This is a genomic window from Paenibacillus sp., assembly GCF_048976745.1.
Taxonomy (GTDB): Bacteria; Bacillota; Bacilli; order Paenibacillales; family Paenibacillaceae; genus Paenibacillus.
The window spans coordinates 274,600-296,894 of record NZ_JBHGUU010000012.1; the positions used below are offsets into that span (position 1 = coordinate 274,600).

General features: G+C 44.5%; 13 protein-coding genes. All 13 read left to right on the forward strand.

What is annotated here, in order from left to right; all coding sequences use genetic code 11:
• The first annotated feature begins 277 nt into the window (after window positions 1-277).
• The 13 genes from fabZ (at window position 278) to metK (ending at window position 22,286) form a co-directional block, all read left to right on the forward strand.
• Window positions 278-709, forward strand: a complete 432-nt coding sequence (gene fabZ / locus ACE3K2_RS20385; protein WP_105406857.1) for a 3-hydroxyacyl-ACP dehydratase FabZ — start codon at window positions 278-280, stop codon at window positions 707-709.
• Window positions 710-821: 112 nt separating this feature from the next.
• Window positions 822-2,543, forward strand: a complete 1,722-nt coding sequence (locus tag ACE3K2_RS20390) for a phospho-sugar mutase (protein WP_091036315.1) — start codon at window positions 822-824, stop codon at window positions 2,541-2,543.
• Window positions 2,544-2,952: 409 nt separating this feature from the next.
• A complete protein-coding gene (locus ACE3K2_RS20395; RefSeq protein WP_421894274.1) occupies window positions 2,953-4,974 on the forward strand; it encodes a DUF5693 family protein in 2,022 nt (673 codons plus the stop codon).
• Window positions 4,950-6,131 (forward strand): polysaccharide pyruvyl transferase CsaB, encoded by a 1,182-nt coding sequence (gene csaB / locus ACE3K2_RS20400; RefSeq protein WP_421894277.1) that lies wholly within the window; start codon window positions 4,950-4,952, stop codon window positions 6,129-6,131. Before ACE3K2_RS20395 ends, csaB begins: the two co-directional genes overlap by 25 nt.
• A 7-nt stretch (window positions 6,132-6,138) precedes the next feature.
• On the forward strand, window positions 6,139-6,900 hold the full coding sequence (locus tag ACE3K2_RS20405) for a WecB/TagA/CpsF family glycosyltransferase (protein ID WP_421894280.1): 762 nt from the start codon (window positions 6,139-6,141) through the stop codon (window positions 6,898-6,900).
• A 405-nt stretch (window positions 6,901-7,305) separates the two neighbouring features.
• Window positions 7,306-8,433 (forward strand): glycosyltransferase family 4 protein, encoded by a 1,128-nt coding sequence (locus ACE3K2_RS20410; protein WP_421894283.1) that lies wholly within the window; start codon window positions 7,306-7,308, stop codon window positions 8,431-8,433.
• A gap of 165 nt (window positions 8,434-8,598) precedes the next feature.
• Window positions 8,599-12,561 carry an S-layer homology domain-containing protein gene (locus ACE3K2_RS20415; RefSeq protein WP_421894286.1) on the forward strand — a complete coding sequence of 1,321 codons (3,963 nt, stop codon included), beginning with the start codon at window positions 8,599-8,601 and terminating at the stop codon, window positions 12,559-12,561.
• A gap of 204 nt (window positions 12,562-12,765) precedes the next feature.
• Window positions 12,766-13,107 carry a hypothetical protein gene (locus ACE3K2_RS20420; protein WP_076332560.1) on the forward strand — a complete coding sequence of 114 codons (342 nt, stop codon included), beginning with the start codon at window positions 12,766-12,768 and terminating at the stop codon, window positions 13,105-13,107.
• A 585-nt stretch (window positions 13,108-13,692) separates the two neighbouring features.
• Window positions 13,693-16,974, forward strand: coding sequence for an immunoglobulin-like domain-containing protein (locus tag ACE3K2_RS20425; RefSeq protein WP_421894289.1), 3,282 nt, complete (start codon window positions 13,693-13,695; stop codon window positions 16,972-16,974).
• Window positions 16,975-17,099: 125 nt separating this feature from the next.
• Window positions 17,100-19,700 carry a hypothetical protein gene (locus ACE3K2_RS20430; protein WP_421894292.1) on the forward strand — a complete coding sequence of 867 codons (2,601 nt, stop codon included), beginning with the start codon at window positions 17,100-17,102 and terminating at the stop codon, window positions 19,698-19,700.
• A gap of 140 nt (window positions 19,701-19,840) precedes the next feature.
• Window positions 19,841-20,407 (forward strand): hypothetical protein, encoded by a 567-nt coding sequence (locus ACE3K2_RS20435; protein ID WP_421894295.1) that lies wholly within the window; start codon window positions 19,841-19,843, stop codon window positions 20,405-20,407.
• 148 nt (window positions 20,408-20,555) lie between these two features.
• Entirely contained in the window at window positions 20,556-20,828 is a 273-nt protein-coding gene (locus tag ACE3K2_RS20440) for an alpha/beta-type small acid-soluble spore protein (RefSeq protein WP_017691962.1), read from the forward strand.
• A gap of 255 nt (window positions 20,829-21,083) precedes the next feature.
• A complete protein-coding gene (gene metK / locus ACE3K2_RS20445) occupies window positions 21,084-22,286 on the forward strand; it encodes a methionine adenosyltransferase (protein ID WP_105600112.1) in 1,203 nt (400 codons plus the stop codon).
• The last annotated feature ends 9 nt before the right edge of the window (window positions 22,287-22,295 follow it).

The following is a 22,295-nucleotide window of genomic DNA, read 5'->3' on the forward strand; positions in this document are numbered from 1 at the left end:
TACAACAATTTAAATTAAAACATTTTATATGAGCTTCGATTTGATCATAAAGGTTTTCCGTGTCCGCACCGAAGTAAGTGGAGGGAACGGAATCGTTCGAAAGAAGCGAAGCGTTCGCCTTTGTTTCCTAATGTTATCCATCTGAGATATAGTTCAGAAACATTAGGAAACAACAGCGATCGAAAGAACGATCCGTAACCGTAACGGTCATCTATGCGCACATGAGAATTTTATGATGAAGAACGCTCATATAAACATCCCGAGAGGAGATTACACTGTGCTCGATATCAAACAGATTCAAGAGATCATCCCGCACCGCCCGCCGTTTCTGCTGGTGGACAGAATTTTGGAGATGGAAGATGGCAAACGTGCGGTTGGTTTGAAAAATGTAACGATTAATGAACCATTCTTTATCGGTCATTTCCCTGAGTATCCGGTAATGCCGGGTGTTTTGATCACCGAAGCATTGGCTCAGGTTGGTGCTGCGGCTATGTTGAACCTGGAAGCGAACAAAGGCAAAATCGGCTTTTTGGCGGGACTGGACAACTTCCGATTCCGTGGACAAGTTGTGCCTGGAGATACGTTGATCCTGGAAGTGGAGATTACACGCCTGAAGGGTTCGATTGGTAAAGGTAAAGCAACCGCCCGTGTGGACGACAAAGTAGTCGCTGAAGGCGAGATTATGTTTGCACTGTCTGACCCAAGCTGATTACCATACGTGAGCATTTACATCATGCAGGGACGTAGAGGGACCGAATGATGCAATATGCTGAAGTAACTCAGCACACCTGAATTTATATAGACGGAAGGGGTTTATCGGAATGGAACAGTTAAGCACAGCAGCAGCAGAGACGTTGCAGCAATGGTTGGAGGATGCTTCGATTGATGAAGCAACGAAACAGGAGCTTCGTGACTTGCAGGATCAGCCGAAAGAGTTGGAGGAACGTTTTTACAGAAACCTGGAGTTTGGTACAGGGGGATTGCGCGGGGTCATTGGTGCGGGAAGCAACCGGATGAACCGTTACACCGTAGGTCGGGCAACGCAAGGATTTGCGCGTTATTTGCTTGAGCAGCATGGTGACCAAGAAGGCAAACCTTCTGTTGTCATAGCTCATGATTCCCGTCATTTCTCACCTGAATTCACACTGGATGCTGCGCTTGTACTGGCTGGAAACGGCATTGTAGCCAAGCTGTTCCCATCCCTGCGTTCAACTCCTGAGTTGTCATTCGCGGTGCGTCATCAGAAGGCAACTGGCGGAATCGTTGTAACAGCGAGTCATAACCCACCGGAATACAACGGATATAAAGTGTACAATCATGAGGGCGGTCAATTGGTACCGGATGAAGCGGAAAAAGTCATTCAGTACATCCAGGAAGTGCCTTCCCTTGCCGACGTGAAGAAACTGACCCAAGAAGAAGCAGAAGCTCAAGGCCTCCTGATCTGGCTGGGTGAAGACCAAGACCAAGCGTTCGTGGATACCGTAGCAAGTCGCAGTCTGAGCCGTGAACTGATTCAATCCGGCATTGGCCGTGATTTCAAAATCGTATACACACCTCTGCACGGAACAGGCAACATCCCTGTACGTCGTGTGCTGGAGCAGATCGGATTCGAGCAAGTGCACATTGTAGCGGAACAGGAACAGCCGGATGCTGAGTTCTCTACCGTGAAATCTCCTAACCCGGAAGAACGCGAAGCGTTTACGCTTGCGATGAAGCTGGGAGAATCCGTGGGCGCTGACATTCTGATCGGTACAGATCCGGATGCAGACCGTATGGGTGCTGTCGTGAAAGACAACGATGGCAAATATTTCGTCTTGTCTGGTAACCAGTCTGGTGCCATTATGGTACATTACCTGCTCAGTCGCCTCCAAGAGACTGGAACGCTGCCAAGCAACGGTGCAGTTGTCAAAACGATCGTAACAAGTGAGATGGGTGCTGTTATTGCTGAACATTACGGTGCAGAAGTGATGAACACACTGACAGGCTTCAAATATATTGGTGAAAAAATGAACCAGTTCGAAGCAACAGGCAGTCATACCTTCTTGTTCGGATATGAAGAGAGTTATGGCTACCTTTCAGGCAACTATGCCCGTGACAAGGATGCTGTCCTTGCCTCGATGCTGATTGCTGAAGCAGCTGCGTATTATAAGAGTCAAGGCAAGACCCTCTATGATGTCTTGCAGGAGTTGTACAACCAATTCGGATATTTCCTGGAGAAGCTGGAGTCCCGTACGCTGAAAGGCAAAGACGGCGTAGCTCAGATTCAAGCCAAAATGACGGACTGGCGTTCGAATCCACCACAAGAAGTAGCGGGAATTGCGGTACAAGATGTACTGGACTACTCCCTTGGTCTGGACGGTCTTCCGAAGGAGAACGTACTGAAGTTCATTTTGGCAGACGGATCATGGTTCTGCTTGCGCCCTTCAGGAACAGAGCCAAAGATCAAAGTATACTTCGCCGTACGTGGAGAGAACTTGGAAGATGCGGAAAGCCGGATCGAGCGTCTTGTGACTACCGTGATGTCACGTGTAGACGCACAATAATACGAATGCAACAATGAGCAAGAACATGAGAAGGCCTCTCCGCACCGTAAGGTTGGTTGGCGGAGGGGTTTTTCTTTGAAATAATATACAGATGGATCTATATAAATTGAACTGAACAGTTACACGAGAACGTAGAGGGCAGAAATAACCTGAAGAAGTGGAACGTTCGCCTTTATCACCAGATTTTCACCTTTATTAAAAGTGAATCAAAAAATCTGGGGATAACAGCGATCGGAAGGTTGTTCTGTCATCGAAGTGGCAAGTGTAATTATTGCTTTAGTTCAATCTATATGGCATATAACAGGGCTTGTTGACACAAGCTGTTTGTAACCTATTGTATAAATGTTAAATGAACGAATTACTTGAGCTGAACGTGCATTTGGTTCCAACACTTGAGGAGGTACATGTAGTGCGTCAAAAATGGCTTTATTGGAATAACGCTTCTCGGAAGTGGTTGTGGCTCGTCGTTATTATCGGTCTGGTTGCGTCCATCCCTGTCATCAGTGATCGGGTGCAGACAGAATCTTCTGCCAAAAAGGTAGAGCTTGTCTTCAACTATCGGGGTCTGTTGGATATCTCCGCGTATCAGGCACATCCGCAAGATTTCATGAATGAACAATTGACTCGTCTAAAAGACGCAGGCGTAACAACGATGGCTGTGTTCGAAAGTACATTGGACGAGCTGAGAAAGACACGCCGACTGATGGTGTACAATGGCCAGGATCTCGCGAACCTGACCAAAGATGTGATTCCTTCTAACGCAAATTACACGTATGTGTTATTTACATCGGAGGAAAATGCACTGACGTATACCCCTATTATTGAACGAACGTTCGCTGATCGGCAGATTCCGGTAGTACCATGGGAATATGAAGGTCGTAGCGGCTTAATATTGCAGACTCCTCCGGAGAATGCCAACATGCAGCCTTTGCAGCCCGATCCGGTTGCCGTGAAGATGCTGCGTGATAAAGGTTTTTACATTTTGCCGCGGATCTCGGACAGTGTGCCATACAGCCAGGAATCGATGGAGCGCTTGCTTACCTTCTTCGAAGAGAATGGCGTAAAGCGCATCTTGTTTGATGGTGATGCTGTGAAAGGGTACAATGATAATGCAGAGATGAAAAGTCTCGACCAATTTGCACAGTTGCTGAACAAGCACAATATTGGTCTAGCAGCCATCGAGAACTTGAAGAAACCGCAGTCTGGATTCCAGACCCTTGCTTATAAAACGGATTACAACGTTACGCGTCTATACTCACTTAGTGATGGAGATGCCAATCTGGATGTGGACACGATTGCTGACCGTTTTGTTCTCGCAACCAAGGATCGCAACATTCGTATGCTCTATATGAATGCATCGCCAAGCCGGAATACAGCAAAGGCTATGATTACAGATCCAATTGAGAATCTGATCAACAGCCTGGGTGAACCTGGTCATGCGGTAGAACGTATGGCGAAGCACGGATTCGAGCTAGGACAAGCTGAAGCATTCACAGTTAAGGATTCGTCGATTCAGCGTTATGCCAAACTGGTTGCTCTCGTTGGTGCGATTGCCATGATTGCACTTATGGTTTCTTATTTCATCCCACTGCTGACCTTGATCGCATTTGTAGTTGCTCTGGTGGGCAGTGCAGGATTGTTCCTTTTGAAACCAACGCTGCTGGAGCAAGGAATTGCCTTGCTTGTGGCCATAGCGGCGCCGACCATAGCGATGGTGCTGGCTGTTCGTACCGTGAACTATCAGCAACAGCGTCAACCCGACGCATCTGCGGGTCAGCGTTTGAAGCAGACTGTAATTTTATATGTAAGAACGTCAATTATTTCGTTCCTGGCAGTACCTTTTGTCATCGCGTTGCTTAACAGTATTACGTACAGTCTGGTGATTAACCAGTTCCGCGGCGTAAGTCTATTGCACTTTGCACCTATGGCACTGGTAGCGATCTATATTGTGTTTTATCGTGGTTCGGGTTCATTCTCTATTCAGAAAATTAAAGAAATGCTTCGTATGCCAATTAATGTTTTGATGGTTGTTTTGGCACTTGTTGCTGCCGTTGTTGGATACTATTACTTGAGCCGTACAGGCAACTCGGGTTCAGTAACACCATTTGAGATGTTCCTTCGTACCACGTTGGAAGATACGTTCGGTGTACGTCCGAGATTCAAAGAATTTATGCTGGGACACCCGCTGTTTATCGTTGGCGTGTTCGCCGCTTTAAAATATCGTAAAGTCATCTTTGTGCTCATTATTGCAGCAATTGGACAATTGTCCATGGTGGATACGTTCGCGCATATCCATACGCCGGCTGTATTGTCACTCATTCGTGGAGTGATGGGATTGGGACTTGGCTTAATCTTCGGTATCATTGCTGTGGGTGTGTGGCAAGTAGCGGAAGGATGTTGGAAAAAATGGTCACCACTTCTCAAAAGTTAGTCATCTCGGGGTATTACGGATTCCGCAATAGCGGAGACGAAGCGGTGCTAAAGTCGATTTTGACAGCGCTGGAAGAGGAAAGCCAAAGGTCGAACATAACCATTGAACCTATTGTTCTCTCGGGTGATCCCGAGTCAACAACGGCCATGTACGGTGTGCGCTCCGTGCATCGTATGAAATTGAAGGAAGTCCGTGAAGCACTCAAGGAGAGTGACGGGTTAATCAGTGGCGGCGGAAGTCTGTTGCAGGATGCAACTGGACTGAAATCCATTCCTTATTATCTGGGTGTAATCAAGCTGGCCCAGTGGATGAAAAAACCAACGTTTATCTATGCTCAGGGGATTGGCCCTGTGAATCGTAAGATTTTTAATCCGATGATCAAATCGGTCTTCAAGGCCTGCACCTATGTATCCGTTCGGGATGAACAATCTGCAGACTACCTGCGTGGGCTCGGGCTACAGTGGAATCAGATTCATGTTGTACCCGACCCGGTAATGGGCCTGCCATTACCTGAAACAAAAGTTGAGAGTGGTGCAGGTGCTATCTCAGCCGATGCTGCTACTCAAGCTAATCGCGTGGAAACAACATCTGGAGCACACACCAAGCTTCCTGTGATCGGTATATCGGTACGCTTCTGGGAGTCTGATCGTAAAGAGCTTACTGCTATTGCTGCTGGATTGAAAAAGTTGTGCTCCAAAAGAGCCGTGCACTTGCGCTTTCTGCCATTCCATTTGCCAGTTGATGAACAGGCTTCACGATTCCTTATGGAAATGCTCGGTGATGTGACCAGTAAAGGCAGTGAGATTAGCATTACACCGGATATGACCGATCCTCAGCTTATGCTGGAGGAAGTCAGCAAGTGTGATCTCGTGATCGGTATGCGTCTGCACAGTCTGATCTATGCTGCTTCGCAGTATGTGCCTCCGGTGGGCATTTCGTACGATCCGAAAATTGATCAATTTCTGCTTCGATTGGACAGTGAACCAGCAGGCGATACGGATACACTCGATGGCGACAAACTCGCCAAGACTGTCGTTGGACTGCTGGATCAACGTTCACAGTGGCTGAAGGAACATGAAGAAGGTATCACTCAACTGAAGCAGGAAGCCAGAGTACCTGCACAGCAGATAATTAACTATTTAGGCCGCAAAGGATGAGATAAAGATGAGTCAGACCGGATCAATACCTACCGTTTCGATCTACGGCATTCCTTTTTCCAAACTGACAATGAAAGAAACGGTAAAGGTTCTCCAGGAAGCTGTGCTGTCCAAGCAGACACCCCATCAAGTCATTACAGCCAACCCAATTATGGTGATGGCCGCATTGGAAGATCCCGCAATCATGGAAGTTATGCAATCTGCGGAATTAATTGTTCCTGATGGAACAGGAGTTGTATGGGCGGCGAACTATTGTGGAGATCCAGTAGCTGAGCGAGTGCCGGGATTTGAGCTTTTACATGAATTGCTGCGTGTTGGAGAAAACTATCGATGGGGCGTATATCTGTTAGGTTCCACCCCTGAGGTGATTCAAGAAACGGCAGTTCGGTTACAACAGCAATATCCGGCGATTCGAATTGTGGGTTATCGCGACGGTTATTTTGGTCCGGCTGAGGATGAACAGGTCATCGCTGCCATACGTGAAGCGGCACCTGATCTGTTGTTTGTAGCACGTGGGGCCGACACACAGGAACCGTGGATTCACAAGCACAAAGACGCACTACAGGTTCCCGTTACCATGGGCGTCGGCGGCAGTTTTGATGTGATTTCGGGTAAAACCAAACGTGCGCCTATGCTGTTCCAAAAGTTAAGACTGGAGTGGTTCTATCGCTTATTGCGTGAACCAAGCCGGGCTGGCCGGATGCTTGCGCTTCCGAAATTCGCTGTTAAGGTGATGCGTGACAAAGAAAACGTGACAAAAGCCCGTTAAAAACAGGTAATTAAGAGATAATTGCTTGTTTATGCTAGAAATTGAGGATAGCTTTTCGGGTGGGATCGGCGTATAATTCATTCCGGATTACATGTGTGCCACTCCATGAAAGCAGAAGCTGTGTCACAACACGAAAACAGAACCGTTACACTTGCCACTACGATTACAAGGCAACCTGTCGATCGCCGTTATCCCCAGATTTCCTTTTACCTTTTTCAAAAGATGAAATCCGGTGATAAATGCGAACGTTACACTTCTCTAGGTTTTCCTTGCACTCTCCGTTATCGTGTAACATGTAACATGATTTTTCATCAAAAGTGACTAACAATAATTTTTTATATATAAAAAGAGATCAGGGGATTTATAATTTCGTACAGGTATTATAATTGGGGGTCGAATGTTCAAATGGTAGCGATCTTTATCATTGGATTTATCGTGTCAATGGGACTGGCTCTTGCCCTGACACCGCTTGTCAAAAAGTTCGCAGTCCGCATTGGCGCAATGGATACGCCGAATGCACGTAAAGTACACACACGGATCATGCCGCGTCTTGGTGGTCTGGGGATATTCCTGGCCTTTATTATTACCGTTGCTGCATTGCTTCCGTTTGTATCGGCATGGTTTACCACTCGGGACATGAGTTTTGTCAGCGCGTTTCTGATTGGTGGAAGCATTATCGTTCTAATCGGAGCACTCGATGATCGGTTTGAACTGTCAGCCAAAGTGAAGTTGCTTGGTCAGATCGTTGCTGCTTCTGTTGTTGTATTCGGATTTAACATCCGCGTAGATTTCGTTAACATTCCTTTTCAGGATTCATATTCTTCACTCGAAGCTTGGGTATCCATTCCGCTGACGATCTTATGGATCGTTGGTGTAACCAATGCGATTAACCTGATTGACGGTCTGGATGGTCTGGCAGCCGGTGTATCTGGTATTGCAATTGGTACCATTGCCGTGATGTCCTTCCTGATGGGTAACATGATGATCGCCTTGATGTGTCTTGTATTGCTGGGTAGTATAATCGGATTCCTGTTCTTCAACTTCCACCCGGCCAAGATCTTCATGGGGGATACCGGATCACTCTTCCTTGGTTTCTCCCTGGCGATGCTGTCCATGCTCGGATTCAAACAAATTGCTGTCGTGTCCTTCATTACACCGCTGATCATCATCGGTGTGCCGCTCTCGGATACCTTCTTCGCGATCATTCGTCGTGCGGTACAACGGAAACCGATCTTCTCACCGGATAAAGGTCACCTGCATCACTGCTTGCGTGAACTTGGATTCAGTCACCGTCAGACGGTACTGATCATTTATGGAATTGCCGCATTCTTCGGAGTTCTGGCAATTATCCAATCTTCTGCTGCCATGTTTGAAGCGAACTGGGTAACGTTTGTGGTCATCTGTATCATGATGTTCTTCCTCCAAGTAGGAGCAGAAGTCATCGGACTTGTTAGCAAAACAAGAAGACCGGTTATTAACTTCCTGATGCGCATGCGCGTCAAGATGAGCCCAGAGACTCGTTCGAAATCATAAATAGATAAATGTAATGCTTATAGCTATTCTTGAATATTATTCCAGACCCAACCTTATCCCTTGTGGATAAGGTTTTTTGTTTATTTTGAGATTTTTACTAAATAATTGGAACCTTTTGCCGATATATAAAGGTAACTGACTTAAAAAGAGGAGAGATGATACGTAATGCAACAAAAGAAACGGCCGTTGGTCTGGATCATGTTGGTCACCATGGTGTTCTCATTGTTCCCGCAGGGTCTATTCGGTGGGGCTGTTGCTTCGGCTGCAGACGGTGATCCGGTAACTCCTGGATCTAATGCTTATACCACATATTTTACGCCAGATCTTAGAACATTGCGGGAGACCGCTGCTCTATCTATAGTTCAAGATGCAACCAAGGCTTTCTTGACACGTTCGAATGCATATACAACCTCAACTTCAGCAATTACAATTTCAGGTTCTTATGCATTTGTATCCAATACGAGCTTAAAGGTTAAGGTTGAACAACTGAACTTGGTTACAACCGGTTCAGATAGTAAATGGGTTCCAGACTCGACTAAATCAATCACAACTGCGGTTACTGCTGATCCAAGTGGTAATAACAAATTCACAGCCAATAATCTAAATCTGTTCCCGGGGTTCAACCGAGTTACTTTCTCTGGTAACCAGGGATCAGTTGAACGGTCAGATACATTTTATGTATTGTACGATCAAGCTCCATTTATTGAAAGCTTCCAAGTATTTACGGACAGTTCCGCTACTGGCGGTAACAAATCCTATAACCTGAATGAGGGTTCCAACACGGTTGTAGATACACAACGTGTGTCCATTCAAGGTAAAGTACAGAACTCCACCCTAGTTAGTGTGAAAGTTAACGGTGGGGATGAAATTAATGCCTCCATGCTGCAAGATGGATCATTCTTCTTGCCACAGCTAGCATTAAAAGCAGGACTGAATAATTTGAAGTTCAAAATTTCAAGTGCATCCAATGCCATTGAAACTGAACGTTCGATTTACTATTTTGATAAAGACCAACCATTCACAGATTTGAAGGTACAATTGGGGGGCCAGAATAAATCTATTCTGGACAGTAATCCGGTATTTACGGGCACAGCTGAAGCAACAGCAACGTTAACAGGACAGGTGCTGCTTCCGTATTCAGCGAGCCCTAATCCCTTTAGTCCGACGAATGGTGAGATCACGTTGTCTAATGGCAACTTGACGCAACCAACTAATTTTGTGTTTGAGTCGGACCCGGCTGAAGAAGTACTAATCACGGGTTCCGATGGTGTAACCATTGAGTACCGATTGGTGAAATTTGAGGTCACAACACCGTATAACTTGGAACTTGCCGCAGATGGCACATCTCCCAAGAAGGATCAAACGCTTCGTCTCCGTCTCGCATACGGTAATTTCAGTGCAGGATATAACGCAAGTTATACCTTCTCCCCAGGGGCACAGGATATCACAGAGATCTACTATTTGCCTGATTATAAAGAAGGCGAAGCCATTGATTCCCAAACGAAACTTGATGGAACTAAGCTGCAAACCGATCAATTCTTCATCTTGGTAGAATCCAGCGAACCTATCTCAGGAACGCTTGTAGGTGAATATTTACCAACAGGTACTACAAAGCTTAAAATTGACCCGGTTGCTACTGTTGATGCGATGAAACTGAAAGATAACCAAAAAATCTATAAAGTCTCCGGTTTCCTTGGTGGGGATCAACAAGTACGCTTTTACTATGGTAGTCCGACGAACTTGCCTAAGATTGTAAAAATTTCTTATGTAACAGCGAGCTCTATTTATGTGGAGAGTCTTCAAAACGGACAAACCTACACCTTTAACTCCAAGAGTAGTTCGCAAAAGCTTACGTTAAAGGGACGTTTTATTGGTTTCAAAACCCTAGGCGGTAATAACTTTGTCGCTGAAATACTTGTAAATGGTAAAAAATATACAACGACAGAAGCGTTCCCGAAACCTGATGATGGAACGTTCAGTGTAGATCTTCCGGTCTTGAAATCAGGACCGATTGTATATGGTGAGAATACGATCTTGATCCGTGCTACGGACGAGGATGCGAACAAACTCCCAATCACCATCTCGACAACGTTGAAGATCAATGTCATTGACCAAAATCAGTCGACAGTGACATCATTCATGCCTACGCTGATTCCTAAGGACTCACGTCAGCAGTTTATTAACAAACCGATTACGCAATATGAAGATGACGAGATGAAGCGCATTTTCTCGGTTACACCTGAATTTGCGTTCAAAGAAGATAAGTATGTAACAAGTGAAGAGAATTATGACCTCGTCATTAATGGCGGTGGTGCAGATATTGTGAACGTCTACTTTGGTTCCGATAAAATTTTCACTAAAGAACTGACAAGTACAACGATTTTCGAAGTAAATCAACCAGCTACAACCGGATTGCCAAGCTATGATATTACAGGTAATAGTGACCTATTTATCGCACGGATTCAGAATCTGAAGTTTGATGTACCAGGAACACATGTGTACACACTCGAACTGATCAACAGCACAGGTGCGAGAACGACACAACGTTTGGAGATTGTACGCGAACCTTCTTCTTACCGCATTTTGTCTCCACAACCTACGGTAGGTAATAACATTGTTGTGAACAAAAACTTTGTTCGTTTCGATATTGAAGCTGAGGGAGCATCCCAAGTATTAATTGGCAAAGAGCCTGCAGTTAAACGTACGGATATGAATAACCGTTTTGTATTGGATTATGTAGGACTCAAAGCAGACAAGAATAATGCAATCAAGATTCAGATTATACGCGAGGGCGGCACGATCAACGATACGATTAATGTGTATTATACAGGTGCGATCGCAATTGATTCACAGTACATGGCTCCTAAAGTAGCTAACAAATATACTGTGTTTAACAAAAATGTAGTGCTTTCATTCCCGAAAGGGACTGTACTGCAATCGACAACAACAAGTGGCATGGTGAAGTTCTATCCAGACAATAAACTGTTGTTTGGTATCGCTGATCCTAAAGATGGCGTTGTAGAACGTAAGAATGACTACGGTAATGTTATCGGAGTTAATGCAGATGACAGAAGTACCAATGGTGCCAGCGTAATCCGTATTCCTACCGAGTTGTCGAGCTTCTTCGCCTCGGTGATCAATACAGCCAACTTTACTCAAGTATCTGATATTTACTGGATCAACGGTGGTCTGGGTGAACTGGGTGATCGTGGTACAAACGGATACAAAGCAGGAACAAACGGAATTACGCCTTATTCCATTGATGGAGAGTTTACAAGATATGCTCAAGAGCGTATTCTGACCCCATCCCAACGCGGAACGTTAACGCTGAACTATGATCCATCCATTGTTGACGATGTAGGGTCTACAATTACGGTCTATCGTTATTCGGATGATTCAAATGTAGGTAAATGGGTTTCCATAGGCGGTGCAGTGGACACGAAGAGTCACACCATCACCGTACCGTTTGATGAATTTGGTTATTACAAAGTCATGAAGCAAAGTCAAAGCTACCCGGATATCACGAATCATCCATGGGCACGGAACTTGTTAAATGCGATGTATTCCAAAGGAATTATGAATCCGCTCAGAACCAATGCATTTGGTGCGGATGATCAGACAACACGTGGCGAATTTGCCACTTTGCTTGTCAAAGGTATGGATATCCAACTGGTTAAACCAAGCAAAACAACCTTCACAGACGTTTCGGAGAACACCAAATCGGATCGTTGGACCTATGAAGCGATCGAAACAGCAGCACGCGCAGGTATTGTTCAAGGACTTAGTGATGGTTTCTTTGGACCGGACCAGCCGGTTACACGGGAGCAGGCAGCTGTTATGATTGCGCGTGCGATGAATGCCAAGCTTGCTGCCAATGACAGTAAGCTGACGGCTACGTTGGCCAAATCGTTCCTGGATTCAACTTCTATCGATTTCTATGCACGACCAGCTATTGTGGCGGTTACCAAAGCAAAAATCATGGAAGGAAGCCCTGTAAACATTCCAGGTGCAGCCAAAACGCAATACCAATTCAATCCAAAAGGTAATATGACACGTGCAGAAGCAGCCAAGATTGCAGTAGAACTGCTTAAGAAGAGCACGAAACTATTCCCTAAAACATTGAGCTAATCTAACAGTATTGAGATGATTTTAGGAAGGACCTGTCCCTTTTACTAAAGGGGCGGGTTCTTTTTATGACTCTAGAATAGCTTGTATAGAATTCATTTATAATAGAAGAAATCTGTTTTTTACCAATAACTATTTTTGTAATTTGCTAGAGATTAAGATACAATAACGGTAAATACACAATGATCTAGAGGGTGAAGTTAGCTAATGAAACCGATTTATTCGAGAGCCCAGCTGGGCTACATGAAGGCAAAGACACAGTTCGAGAAGCAGGCAGTCATTCTGGAGAAAAAGTTGGAAGATACACGTAAGACAGAAGAGATCTCTCAGGAAGTTATGGAAGGACTTGTACAGTCCACCGGCTTCCATGATGCGTATAACAGTCTGGTTCTGGCCGAGAATGAATTGATTGAATGGTCTCACACCACGATGAAGCATGAGAAGACATACCGGGAGAACAGACAACCAATTGACGATATGTATCTGAGATTGAATAGTGATCCGAATATGCGTGCTCAGATTATTGAGTTGGCGATGAAGATCCGCTAAGTTAGTCACTTATTTAAGAAGAGGGCCCTGAGGGCCCTCTTTTTTTATTTTCGATTTTGTAGAATTTGTCGCTTCATTGTGGAAAATTACGGGTATAAATAAACGTCCACATCAATCCTTACGCAGATTGGATTCGGAGAATACGTCATGAATTCAACTTCACTAAAGGTTTTGAATCCGTTAAAGACCCGCACTGCATCAATACATAAATAAATTCAAAACTTTTTTTGAGGAATCCGCAACTTTTTGAAATCTACTGCGTTTAAGATGTAGAGTCGAAAACATTGGGCAACTTACCAAGAATGACCTCGTGAAGAATCTTGTCTATTTATTAGAAAAAATTGCTTTACGGCACGAGAGACCCATTGTATAATACGTAAGGTAGGATTAGGAAACTACTCTATTTACGTATGATTCTATCTTTTACTCTTGTTTACAAGTTTCTGTGATATGCTCACAGACATCATTTATATTAACTTGCTCATAACTCTGGAAAGGGGGTGCGACAATAGAATGAGGAATACGAGCGACCCTATTAAAGAAAATTCCAATGTTATGAACGCCCAAGGAGGAGACAAAAAGGTTATGAAGAAAATTTTATCCGTAGCACTGTCTACAGCAATGGCATTCTCAATGTTTGCATCTGTAGCATTCGGTGACACAGCAGTAACACCACAACAACAGTTTGACGCATTGAAAGCAAAAGGTATCTTCAATGGTTACCCAGATGGCACAGCTGGTCTGGACAAAGAGATGACTCGCGCTGAGTTCGCAAAAGTTATCACTAAATTGTTGGGTCTGAAAGAGATCACTGGAACTCTTTCTTACAACGACAAAAACTACACAGCTAAAAACTGGGCTGTACCTTACATCGAAGCAGTAACTGCTGCGGGTATCATGGAAGGTAAAAACGTAGAGAAAAAAATCTTCGACTTCAATGGTAAAGTGACAGTAGCTGAAATGGCTACAATCTTGACTCGTGCACTTGATCTTGAAATCCCAACTGAAACTAACAACAATGCAGCAGCATGGGCTAAAGGTTATGTTCAAGCAGCGATCAACGCAGGTCTGATCGACGCTAACGCTAACTTCTCTGGTAATGCTTCCCGCGAATTGTTGGTAGGTGCAGCTTACTCTATCGATCAAGCTCAAAGCTTGAAAGTAGAATCTTACACAGTAACTGAAGCTGGTAAAGTAGTTGAGTTCAAAATCAGCGACGGCGAAACTGTAAAAGTAACTTTGGATAAAGCTCTTGAAGCTAACAAAGAAACTGAAGTGAAATTCACTTACAAAGATAAAGAGTTCACTGAGAAAGTTACTTATGTAGTAACTACAGCTACTAAAGTACAAAGTGCAACTGCAACTAACCTCAAAGAAGTAGTAGTTAAATTTGATGGTAAAGTTGATAAAGATTCCGCAGAGAACGTAGTTAACTACACTCTGAGATCTGGTAAAGTGATTGATAGTGTAACACTTTCCGACGATCAAACTTCTGCAACATTGCTCTTGAAAGACAGCGCATTGACTAACAATCGTGTTGATGCAGTAACTGTTTCCAATGTAAAAGCTGGAACAGCTACAGTTAGCGCTACTAACGTTGAATTCACAGCAGTAGATAACGTTCTTCCAGAAGTTACAGCAGTACAATCTCTGGGAACTAAATCTGTTAAAGTAGTATTCAGCGAGCCAGTTAAAAACGTTGCTCAATCCAACTTCACTTTGGATGGCAAAGAGTACTTCGGTAAAGTAACTGTAAGCAACAACTACAGAACAGTTGTATTGACTCCATACAGCACAACGGCATTGGCTGTTGGCGATCACAAACTTACAGTAAGCGGCGTTAAAGACTTCGCCGACTTCGTATCTTTGGCTTCTACTCACGATGTTAAAGTTGTAGAAGATACTACTGCTCCTACAATTGCTGAAGCAACTGCAACTTTGGAAAGTGTAACAGTTACTTTCTCTGAAGATGTAGATGTAGATACAATTGATGCTGCTAAAGTTTACTGGAAATCCGGTACTAACAAAATTACAGCAGTAAGCAAAAAACAACTTGCTGATAACAAATGGCAGTTCACTTTCGGTGTTAACAGATCCCTTCCAACAGGTTCAGTTTCGATCTTCGTTGAAGGTGTGAAAGATTACTCCGGAAACCAAATTGCTGCAGATACATCTGTTGTTGTAACTCCAGTAATTGATCAAGTTCGTCCAGAAGTTGCTTCTGTAACTGCTGAAGACGCTAAAACAATCAAAGTAACTTTCTCAAAATCAGTAGATGCAGCTAGTGCGCAATTGAGCACTAACTACACTGTAAAAGATAAAGACGGGAAAACAGTTACAGTACAAAGTGCAACTCGTGACACTCTTGACACTAAAGTTGTTCGCGTAAAACTGTACACTGAATTGTCTGTTGGTGACAACACATTCACGATCCAAAACGTGAAAGATGACACTAAACTGCAAAACACAATCCTGGACTACACTGGTAAAGTAAACTTGGCTGACAAAGCTGCTCCGGTTATTGAGTCCAAAACAATCAATACTTCAGCTACTGAGCGTCGTGTAGTTGTTAAATTTGATAAAGCAATGGATATCGAAAGCTTGACTAACTATTCTAACTACTTGGTTAGCATTGATAACCAAAATCAATCTTTGACTCCTGCAATTGCAGAAATCACACCATTCCAAGATGGTTCCGCGGTTTCTATCAAATTTGCAGAAAGTCTGAATGGTAAAACTGTAGCATTGGCTTCTGGTGCAGGTTCTACTACAACAACAAACATTAACTCTCTGACAGTATTGGCTGTTAAGAGCGCTACAGGTGTTGTTCTGAAAGAGTTCACTCAAGGTGGAGCAGCGAATGTAATTTCTTTGAACGCTAGCACTACTATTGCTCTTGAAGGAAAAGCTGAGTTGGTTGACAGAAGAACAGTTAAACTCAAATTTAATGGCGGAATCAACAACTACACTTCCAATGCAGCAATTACGAATGCAGTTAATAACCCAGCTGTATCCAGCATTGAAGTTAATGGTACTTCCACTGTAACAGTTAAATTTGCTTCTGATTTGAAAACAGATGGTAGCGATGTTAACTTGACTGTTAACTATGCACAATTGACTACTAACGCTGGAAACGTAGGTACTGGAACGGGAGCAGTTGTGAATACTGCAAACTTCACTGACTCTGTTAAACCAGTTGTTGTGGAAGCAAATTCTTCATACGCTTTCGAAAAAGCAACACAAACAAGTAACAATCAATTCGTAATTGAATTCTCCGAGCCAGTTAAATCTGCTTCTAACGAACTTGCAGCTGGCGCATTCACTATCCACCGTAATAGTGATAACAAAGAATTGAAAGCATCTGAGAATGACTTCACTGTTGCAATCGGAACAGGCGCAAATGCAAACAAAGTAACTGTAACTGTTAATGATCTTGCTACTCGCACAGCTGCAACTGCTTATAAAGTAGCTGTTAAAGACACTAACATCCTTACTGATATTGCTGGTAACTCTGTTGCTGCATTCGACGGTATGAGTGCAGAATTGGCTGAAACAGCTACAGGAGTAACTGCTGATCAAGCTGATGTTACTGCTGACAAAAATGCTTTGGCTTTGCCTGTTACAGGTGACCCTGCTGTTGACCCAACAGTAGACTTCACGCTTGCTGCAACTGGAGCAAACGGCACTGCTATTACTTGGACTGTTGATGGATCTGCTGCAACTGGATCCTTTACAACTATTGCTAGACCAGCTTCCGGTTCTGTTCAACAAACAGTTGTTGCAAGAATCACTAAAGGTAATGCAACTGCTGAAACAAAAACATTCACTGTAACTATTCCTACCACTGGAGCAATTACAGTACAATAATTACTAAGTTTTAAAAGCAAGCTAGGGAAACCTAGCTTGCTTTTTTGTTTAACAACATCGTAACTTTCTCCCCTTCCCAAACGTTTATACTATAAAGCAACAAGCAACTTATGGGAGGTTTGGAAGTGAATCAAAAGAAAATGTTTGTGAGCTTGCTCGCAAGTGCAATGTTGATCAGTTCAACCGCTGGCATCGCCATGGCAGCGAGCACAACTAATAAAACGGCTGCCACCAGTTCAAATAGTAGTACATCGAAGAAAACGACAACAACAACGCAGAAGGTTGTACATACACTCGGTAACCTGTCAGCTGTTAAAGTGACAGCGCGAAGTTCCGTAAGGTTAACAGATGTCAATATTTTGGCTCAGGACGATGGCAATGTGGTTACGTATACATTGTCTTACAAGAACAATGACAGCACTCCAATGATGATGCTCGATTACTGGAGCAAGGTAAAAACAAAGGGTGGAACATCGTTCTCGCCTAAATTGATCGCCAAAGATCAGGAAAAGAAGACAGTCGCGCCTGGATCAACTGTTGAGTTGACCTACGTCATGAAGGTCGGCCGCGAAGTGAAACTCAGTGATCTGAACTTCCTCATTGTTAAGTGGGATTTCAGTCAAGCTAACTATGAACGTACGCTGGGTAAATTTAACGTGCCCGCATCCTATAGCATTACTACACCTGTGGGCAAACCGAAGACAGTTCGTCTGAGTGATTCTGCTGTGAAGGTGAAAGTATCAGGCATCAAAGTGTTTCCAGGTGAAGATAAGAAACAGTATGTGAAAATTGGCGTGAATTTAAACAATATCAGTTATAAATTACTTGAAAATCCGAATATCAAATGGATTTTGCGTACGCCAAGTGGCACGAACTATCCGCTAACCCCGGATAAAGACAGCACGATTGTCAGTATCCAAGCCCAAGCTAATAAGGCTCTCAGTCTGATGGCATCTCTTCCTACATCAGTGAAGCTGCAAAAGTCTGAGTTGCTGCTGGTAGAAGAACAGGGTGAAGAGAAGAGTGTTCTGCCCGTTGCTGCACTGCAATTGCCAGAGGCTAGCAAGACGAATGTAGAGGTTGCTGCCAATCAGCCAAACATCATTTCTGTTGAAGGACAACGACTGTCCACATTGCTTGAATCTGCCAAAGTTCGAATGGATGATGGTGAGTATAGTCTTAACCTTCAAATGAAGCTGAAGAATGAAGGTAAGAAGGCCATTAAGGTGCCCACATATACCTTCGAGATACGGAATACAGACGGAACAGTCTATCCCATTGAAACGAAAGCACTGGATACATTGAAGTTGAACCCGGGTGATATCAAGACGATTAAGCTGAATGCAACCCTTCAGGGTGATGGGGATACCAAAAAGATAAAGCTCTATGTAATGAGTCCGGTGGACAAAAATGAAAGTACAGAGCCAGCAACAGCTTCTTCTCCTACCAATGGTTTTGTTTTCTCCTATCCTGTAGGTGTCTATGCGATTCCAGAATCGGTATCCAGTGGGGATGGATTAACGACTGAGACCGTGATTAAGAATAACAAAGGTACATTTGGTGTTTCTTTTGGATCGTTACAGCGGTTGCCGTGGCTTGATAGTGATATTATTGCGGCAAAAGTGACCATTCGTAATGCAGGTAACAAAACAGTCCAACTTCCTGAACTTGAAGCAATGTTTATGATTGATTCTGCTGAGATTGAAGGAGATAAGAAACTAATTTACACACAAAGTGGCAAGCTACTTGGAGCGGGCATGACCACTGAGGCGTACCTTTTGACCAAGATTCCTTCTGAATTACGTATCTCTCGTCTGGAGCTTAGTCTAAACGAGAAAGTTAGTGAAGAAGAAACTAATGAATGGATTACGTTGAATACGTCCGGACTGATTTCACCGGTATCTTATGTTGGAAGCGGCAAGACATACACACAGGGTACGGCGGATAAAGAGACCGAAATGGGTGTACGCAGAACGATTCGTTATCCAGGAACGTCATCAGACATTGTATATACCGAATTCGAAATGACGAACAAATCACTGCGTCAAAGTGGGCTTGGCAAACTTGTAGGGTACTTCAAAACATCGGATGGCCAATATTACAGAGCAACTGCGAAGCAAGCAGAGCGTCTGCCTGGACCGGGCCAGAAGTCGATTGTTACATTCTGGGCTAAGATTCCGAAGACCGTTACCTTCTCAGACTTGCGTCTGATTGTGGGTGAAGGTATTGCAGATAGCAAGTTTGTAACGGGTGAAGGGGAAGCAACTGCTTATGTGAATGCTCTGGCATTCGAAGTGCCGCCAACCTCCATTAGTGTTCAAGGCTCGTTAACCAATATTGATCTCTATCCTTACTCTTGGACTGCCAACAGTGTGAGAGCATATCTGGCAGGCAGCTCATCTGTACAGATCGAGATGAATTACAGCTTATCCCGTAATGAAGAGATTGAGATGGGTGAGAACGAGCATAAGTTAATCCTTACAATGACGGATCAAGCAGGCAAATCATACGAGAAAGAGTTGACTTTGGGAACCGATCTGAAAGTGGGAACCAATCAGACACTGAGCTGGAGCATAGAAGACAGCTTCTTCGAGAAGCTGCGTGGCGGTTCGTATCGCTTAAGCGTAGATGATCAGTTCCAGGGACAACGTCTTCGTCTTGCGGAACAAAGCTACGGATATGACCTGACCAAACTTCCGAAGGAAGAACCCGTCGATATAAGATAGAGGCATAGATTCAAATAATCGTTATATTTGTCCACGAAACCTCGTTTCCACCCCAATGGAAACGAGGTTTTGCTTGTCGCATCCCTATTTTTTCTCTATAGTTAAAGTTAATAGATTACCAGAGGAGGAAAATGATTCACATGAAACCTTATATGAAAGTATCCCTTGCTGCGCTCGCGATTGGTGTTGGCGTGTGGGTTGGGTCGGTATACAGCAATACAGCCATTGGTGCAGGGACAAGCCAGCCAGGAACAGCAGACGATCCGGTTGTAACCAAGAGCTATGTAGATCAACAGATTCAAAAAGCATTGGGTGGCGGTGCTAGTACGGGTTCTGGCAACTCATCCGGTAATAATTCCGGCTCTACAGGAACAGGGAACTCCGGTAACACAGGTGGCGATACTTCGCTTCCTCCACTGGTCTCAGGTGCTTCTGATGCCGTTGAGATCGTAACCGTGAAGCCGGGTCAACAGCTGATCGGCAAGTCTGGCGCGGAGTTCATCGTACGTAGCGGCAAGGCTGTGATCGTCAGTGAGGGTACGAATGGTGTAGCGGATCTGACGGACGGGATTGACCTGACGAATGGACAGGCAGCGCCGACCAATCACCTGCTCTCTTTTCCAAGGGATGGACGGGGGATTGCGGTATTGGAAGGGAACAAATATAGCCTAACCGTAATGGTTCGTGGTGGATATACTTTGAAATAGGTTTTGCTTCTGTTAAAGGAATTATTCATTCGTCATACATTTCATTTGCTCAGATTACCCAGTTCTAACAAACATTAATACGGCTAGCCAGCCTTGTTCCTGCTCACTCTATAACTGTTGACAATCAATTAATGGAGGTGCAGGAACCATGGCTAGAAGCAACCGCAAAGTGGTACCCGAAAGTCGTCAAATGCTGGATCAGATGAAGTATGAGATTGCTGCAGAGTTTGGTCTCAATGTGGGGTATGGCGGCAGAGGATTGGCTGGTGCGGATACAGAATTTGGATCTGAACTGGGCGAAGTGAGTGATCACTCTTATGGGCAATACAAAGGGTGGGGACATCTGACTTCCCGCGAGAATGGATCGGTTGGTGGAGAGATCACCAAAAGGCTAATACGTCAGGCAGAGCAGCACTTATAGGGCATTTTCCTTACCCCGTTTCGTTTGACACGTCTTGACAAATACGTTAAGATGGCACTTGAGGTATGCAACCTTTTCCACTAGGGAAAGGTTGATTTTCGTTTGAGGCAATTACCTGAAAAATCCTTATCTTCGGTACTGCGGACCCTGCGTCCTTATTCCATTTTGGAAAGCTTCGAGGGTACAGTGAACGAATCGCTGTCATGTTTTGTTCGGGCAATCGCCATACTACTAGTTATGGGAGGTTGAAACTTCATGTCTGTTAAAGGCCGGCATCTATTTACATCGGAGTCTGTAACTGAAGGACATCCGGATAAAATCTGCGATCAGATCTCAGACGCCGTATTGGACGCGTTTCTTGCAAACGACCCCAATGCTCGTGTAGCTTGCGAAGTTTCCGTAGCCACAGGCTTAGTGCTTGTCATCGGTGAAATCAGTTCAGCTTCTGAATACGTGGACATTCCGTCCATCGTTCGTAATACAATTAAGGATATTGGCTACACACGTGCCAAGTTCGGTTTTGATTATAACACTTGTGCAGTTCTGACTTCTCTGAATGAGCAGTCCGCTGATATTGCCCAAGGCGTTAACGCAGCACTTGAGAACCGTGACCCGGAACAAGTCGCGCGTGAAACAGAAAACATTGGTGCAGGTGACCAAGGTCTGATGTTCGGTTTTGCAACGAACGAAACACCGGAACTCATGCCTTTGCCAATCGCTCTGTCCCACCGTATCGCACGCCGTCTGGCGGAAGTGCGTAAGAACGGTACATTGGAATATCTTCGTCCGGATGGTAAAACACAAGTAACGATTGAATACGACGGTGACAAGCCGGTACGTGTGGATACCATTGTTGTATCTACTCAGCACGCTGAAGAGACTACACTCGAGCAGATTCAAAAAGACATCAAAGAACATGTCATCTTGCCTGTTGTTCCAGCGGAATTGCTGGATGAGCAGACTAAATATTTCATCAACCCAACAGGACGTTTTGTTATTGGCGGACCTCAGGGAGATGCAGGCCTTACGGGACGTAAAATCATCGTAGATACCTACGGCGGTTATGCACGTCACGGCGGTGGTGCGTTCTCGGGTAAAGATCCAACTAAAGTAGACCGCTCCGCAGCATATGCGGCTCGTTACGTAGCGAAAAACCTTGTAGCTGCAGGTCTTGCAGACAAAGTGGAAATCCAGCTCGCTTATGCGATTGGTGTAGCCAACCCGGTATCGATCAACGTGGATACATACGGAACTGGCAAAGTCAGCGAAGAGAAATTGGTTGAGCTTGTGCGCAACAACTTTGATCTTCGTCCTGCTGGCATTATTCGTATGCTGGATCTGCGTCGCCCAATCTACAAACAAACCGCTGCTTACGGTCACTTCGGCCGTACAGACCTGGATGTACCTTGGGAGCAAGTGGACAAAGTAGACCTTTTGAAAACTCAAGCAGGTCTGTAATTAGCTAAT

Excerpts from the sequence above, each read along its gene's own strand:
- ACE3K2_RS20390 (WP_091036315.1), top strand. The coding sequence starts at position 822 with ATGGAACAGTTAAGCACAGCAGCAGCAGAGACGTTGCAGCAATGGTTG.
- csaB (WP_421894277.1), top strand. The coding sequence starts at position 4,950 with ATGGTCACCACTTCTCAAAAGTTAGTCATCTCGGGGTATTACGGATTC.
- ACE3K2_RS20405 (WP_421894280.1), top strand. The coding sequence starts at position 6,139 with ATGAGTCAGACCGGATCAATACCTACCGTTTCGATCTACGGCATTCCT.
- ACE3K2_RS20410 (WP_421894283.1), top strand. The coding sequence starts at position 7,306 with ATGGTAGCGATCTTTATCATTGGATTTATCGTGTCAATGGGACTGGCT.
- ACE3K2_RS20415 (WP_421894286.1), top strand. The coding sequence starts at position 8,599 with ATGCAACAAAAGAAACGGCCGTTGGTCTGGATCATGTTGGTCACCATG.
- ACE3K2_RS20420 (WP_076332560.1), top strand. The coding sequence starts at position 12,766 with ATGAAACCGATTTATTCGAGAGCCCAGCTGGGCTACATGAAGGCAAAG.
- ACE3K2_RS20425 (WP_421894289.1), top strand. The coding sequence starts at position 13,693 with ATGAAGAAAATTTTATCCGTAGCACTGTCTACAGCAATGGCATTCTCA.
- ACE3K2_RS20435 (WP_421894295.1), top strand. The coding sequence starts at position 19,841 with ATGAAACCTTATATGAAAGTATCCCTTGCTGCGCTCGCGATTGGTGTT.
- ACE3K2_RS20440 (WP_017691962.1), top strand. The coding sequence starts at position 20,556 with ATGGCTAGAAGCAACCGCAAAGTGGTACCCGAAAGTCGTCAAATGCTG.
- metK (WP_105600112.1), top strand. The coding sequence starts at position 21,084 with ATGTCTGTTAAAGGCCGGCATCTATTTACATCGGAGTCTGTAACTGAA.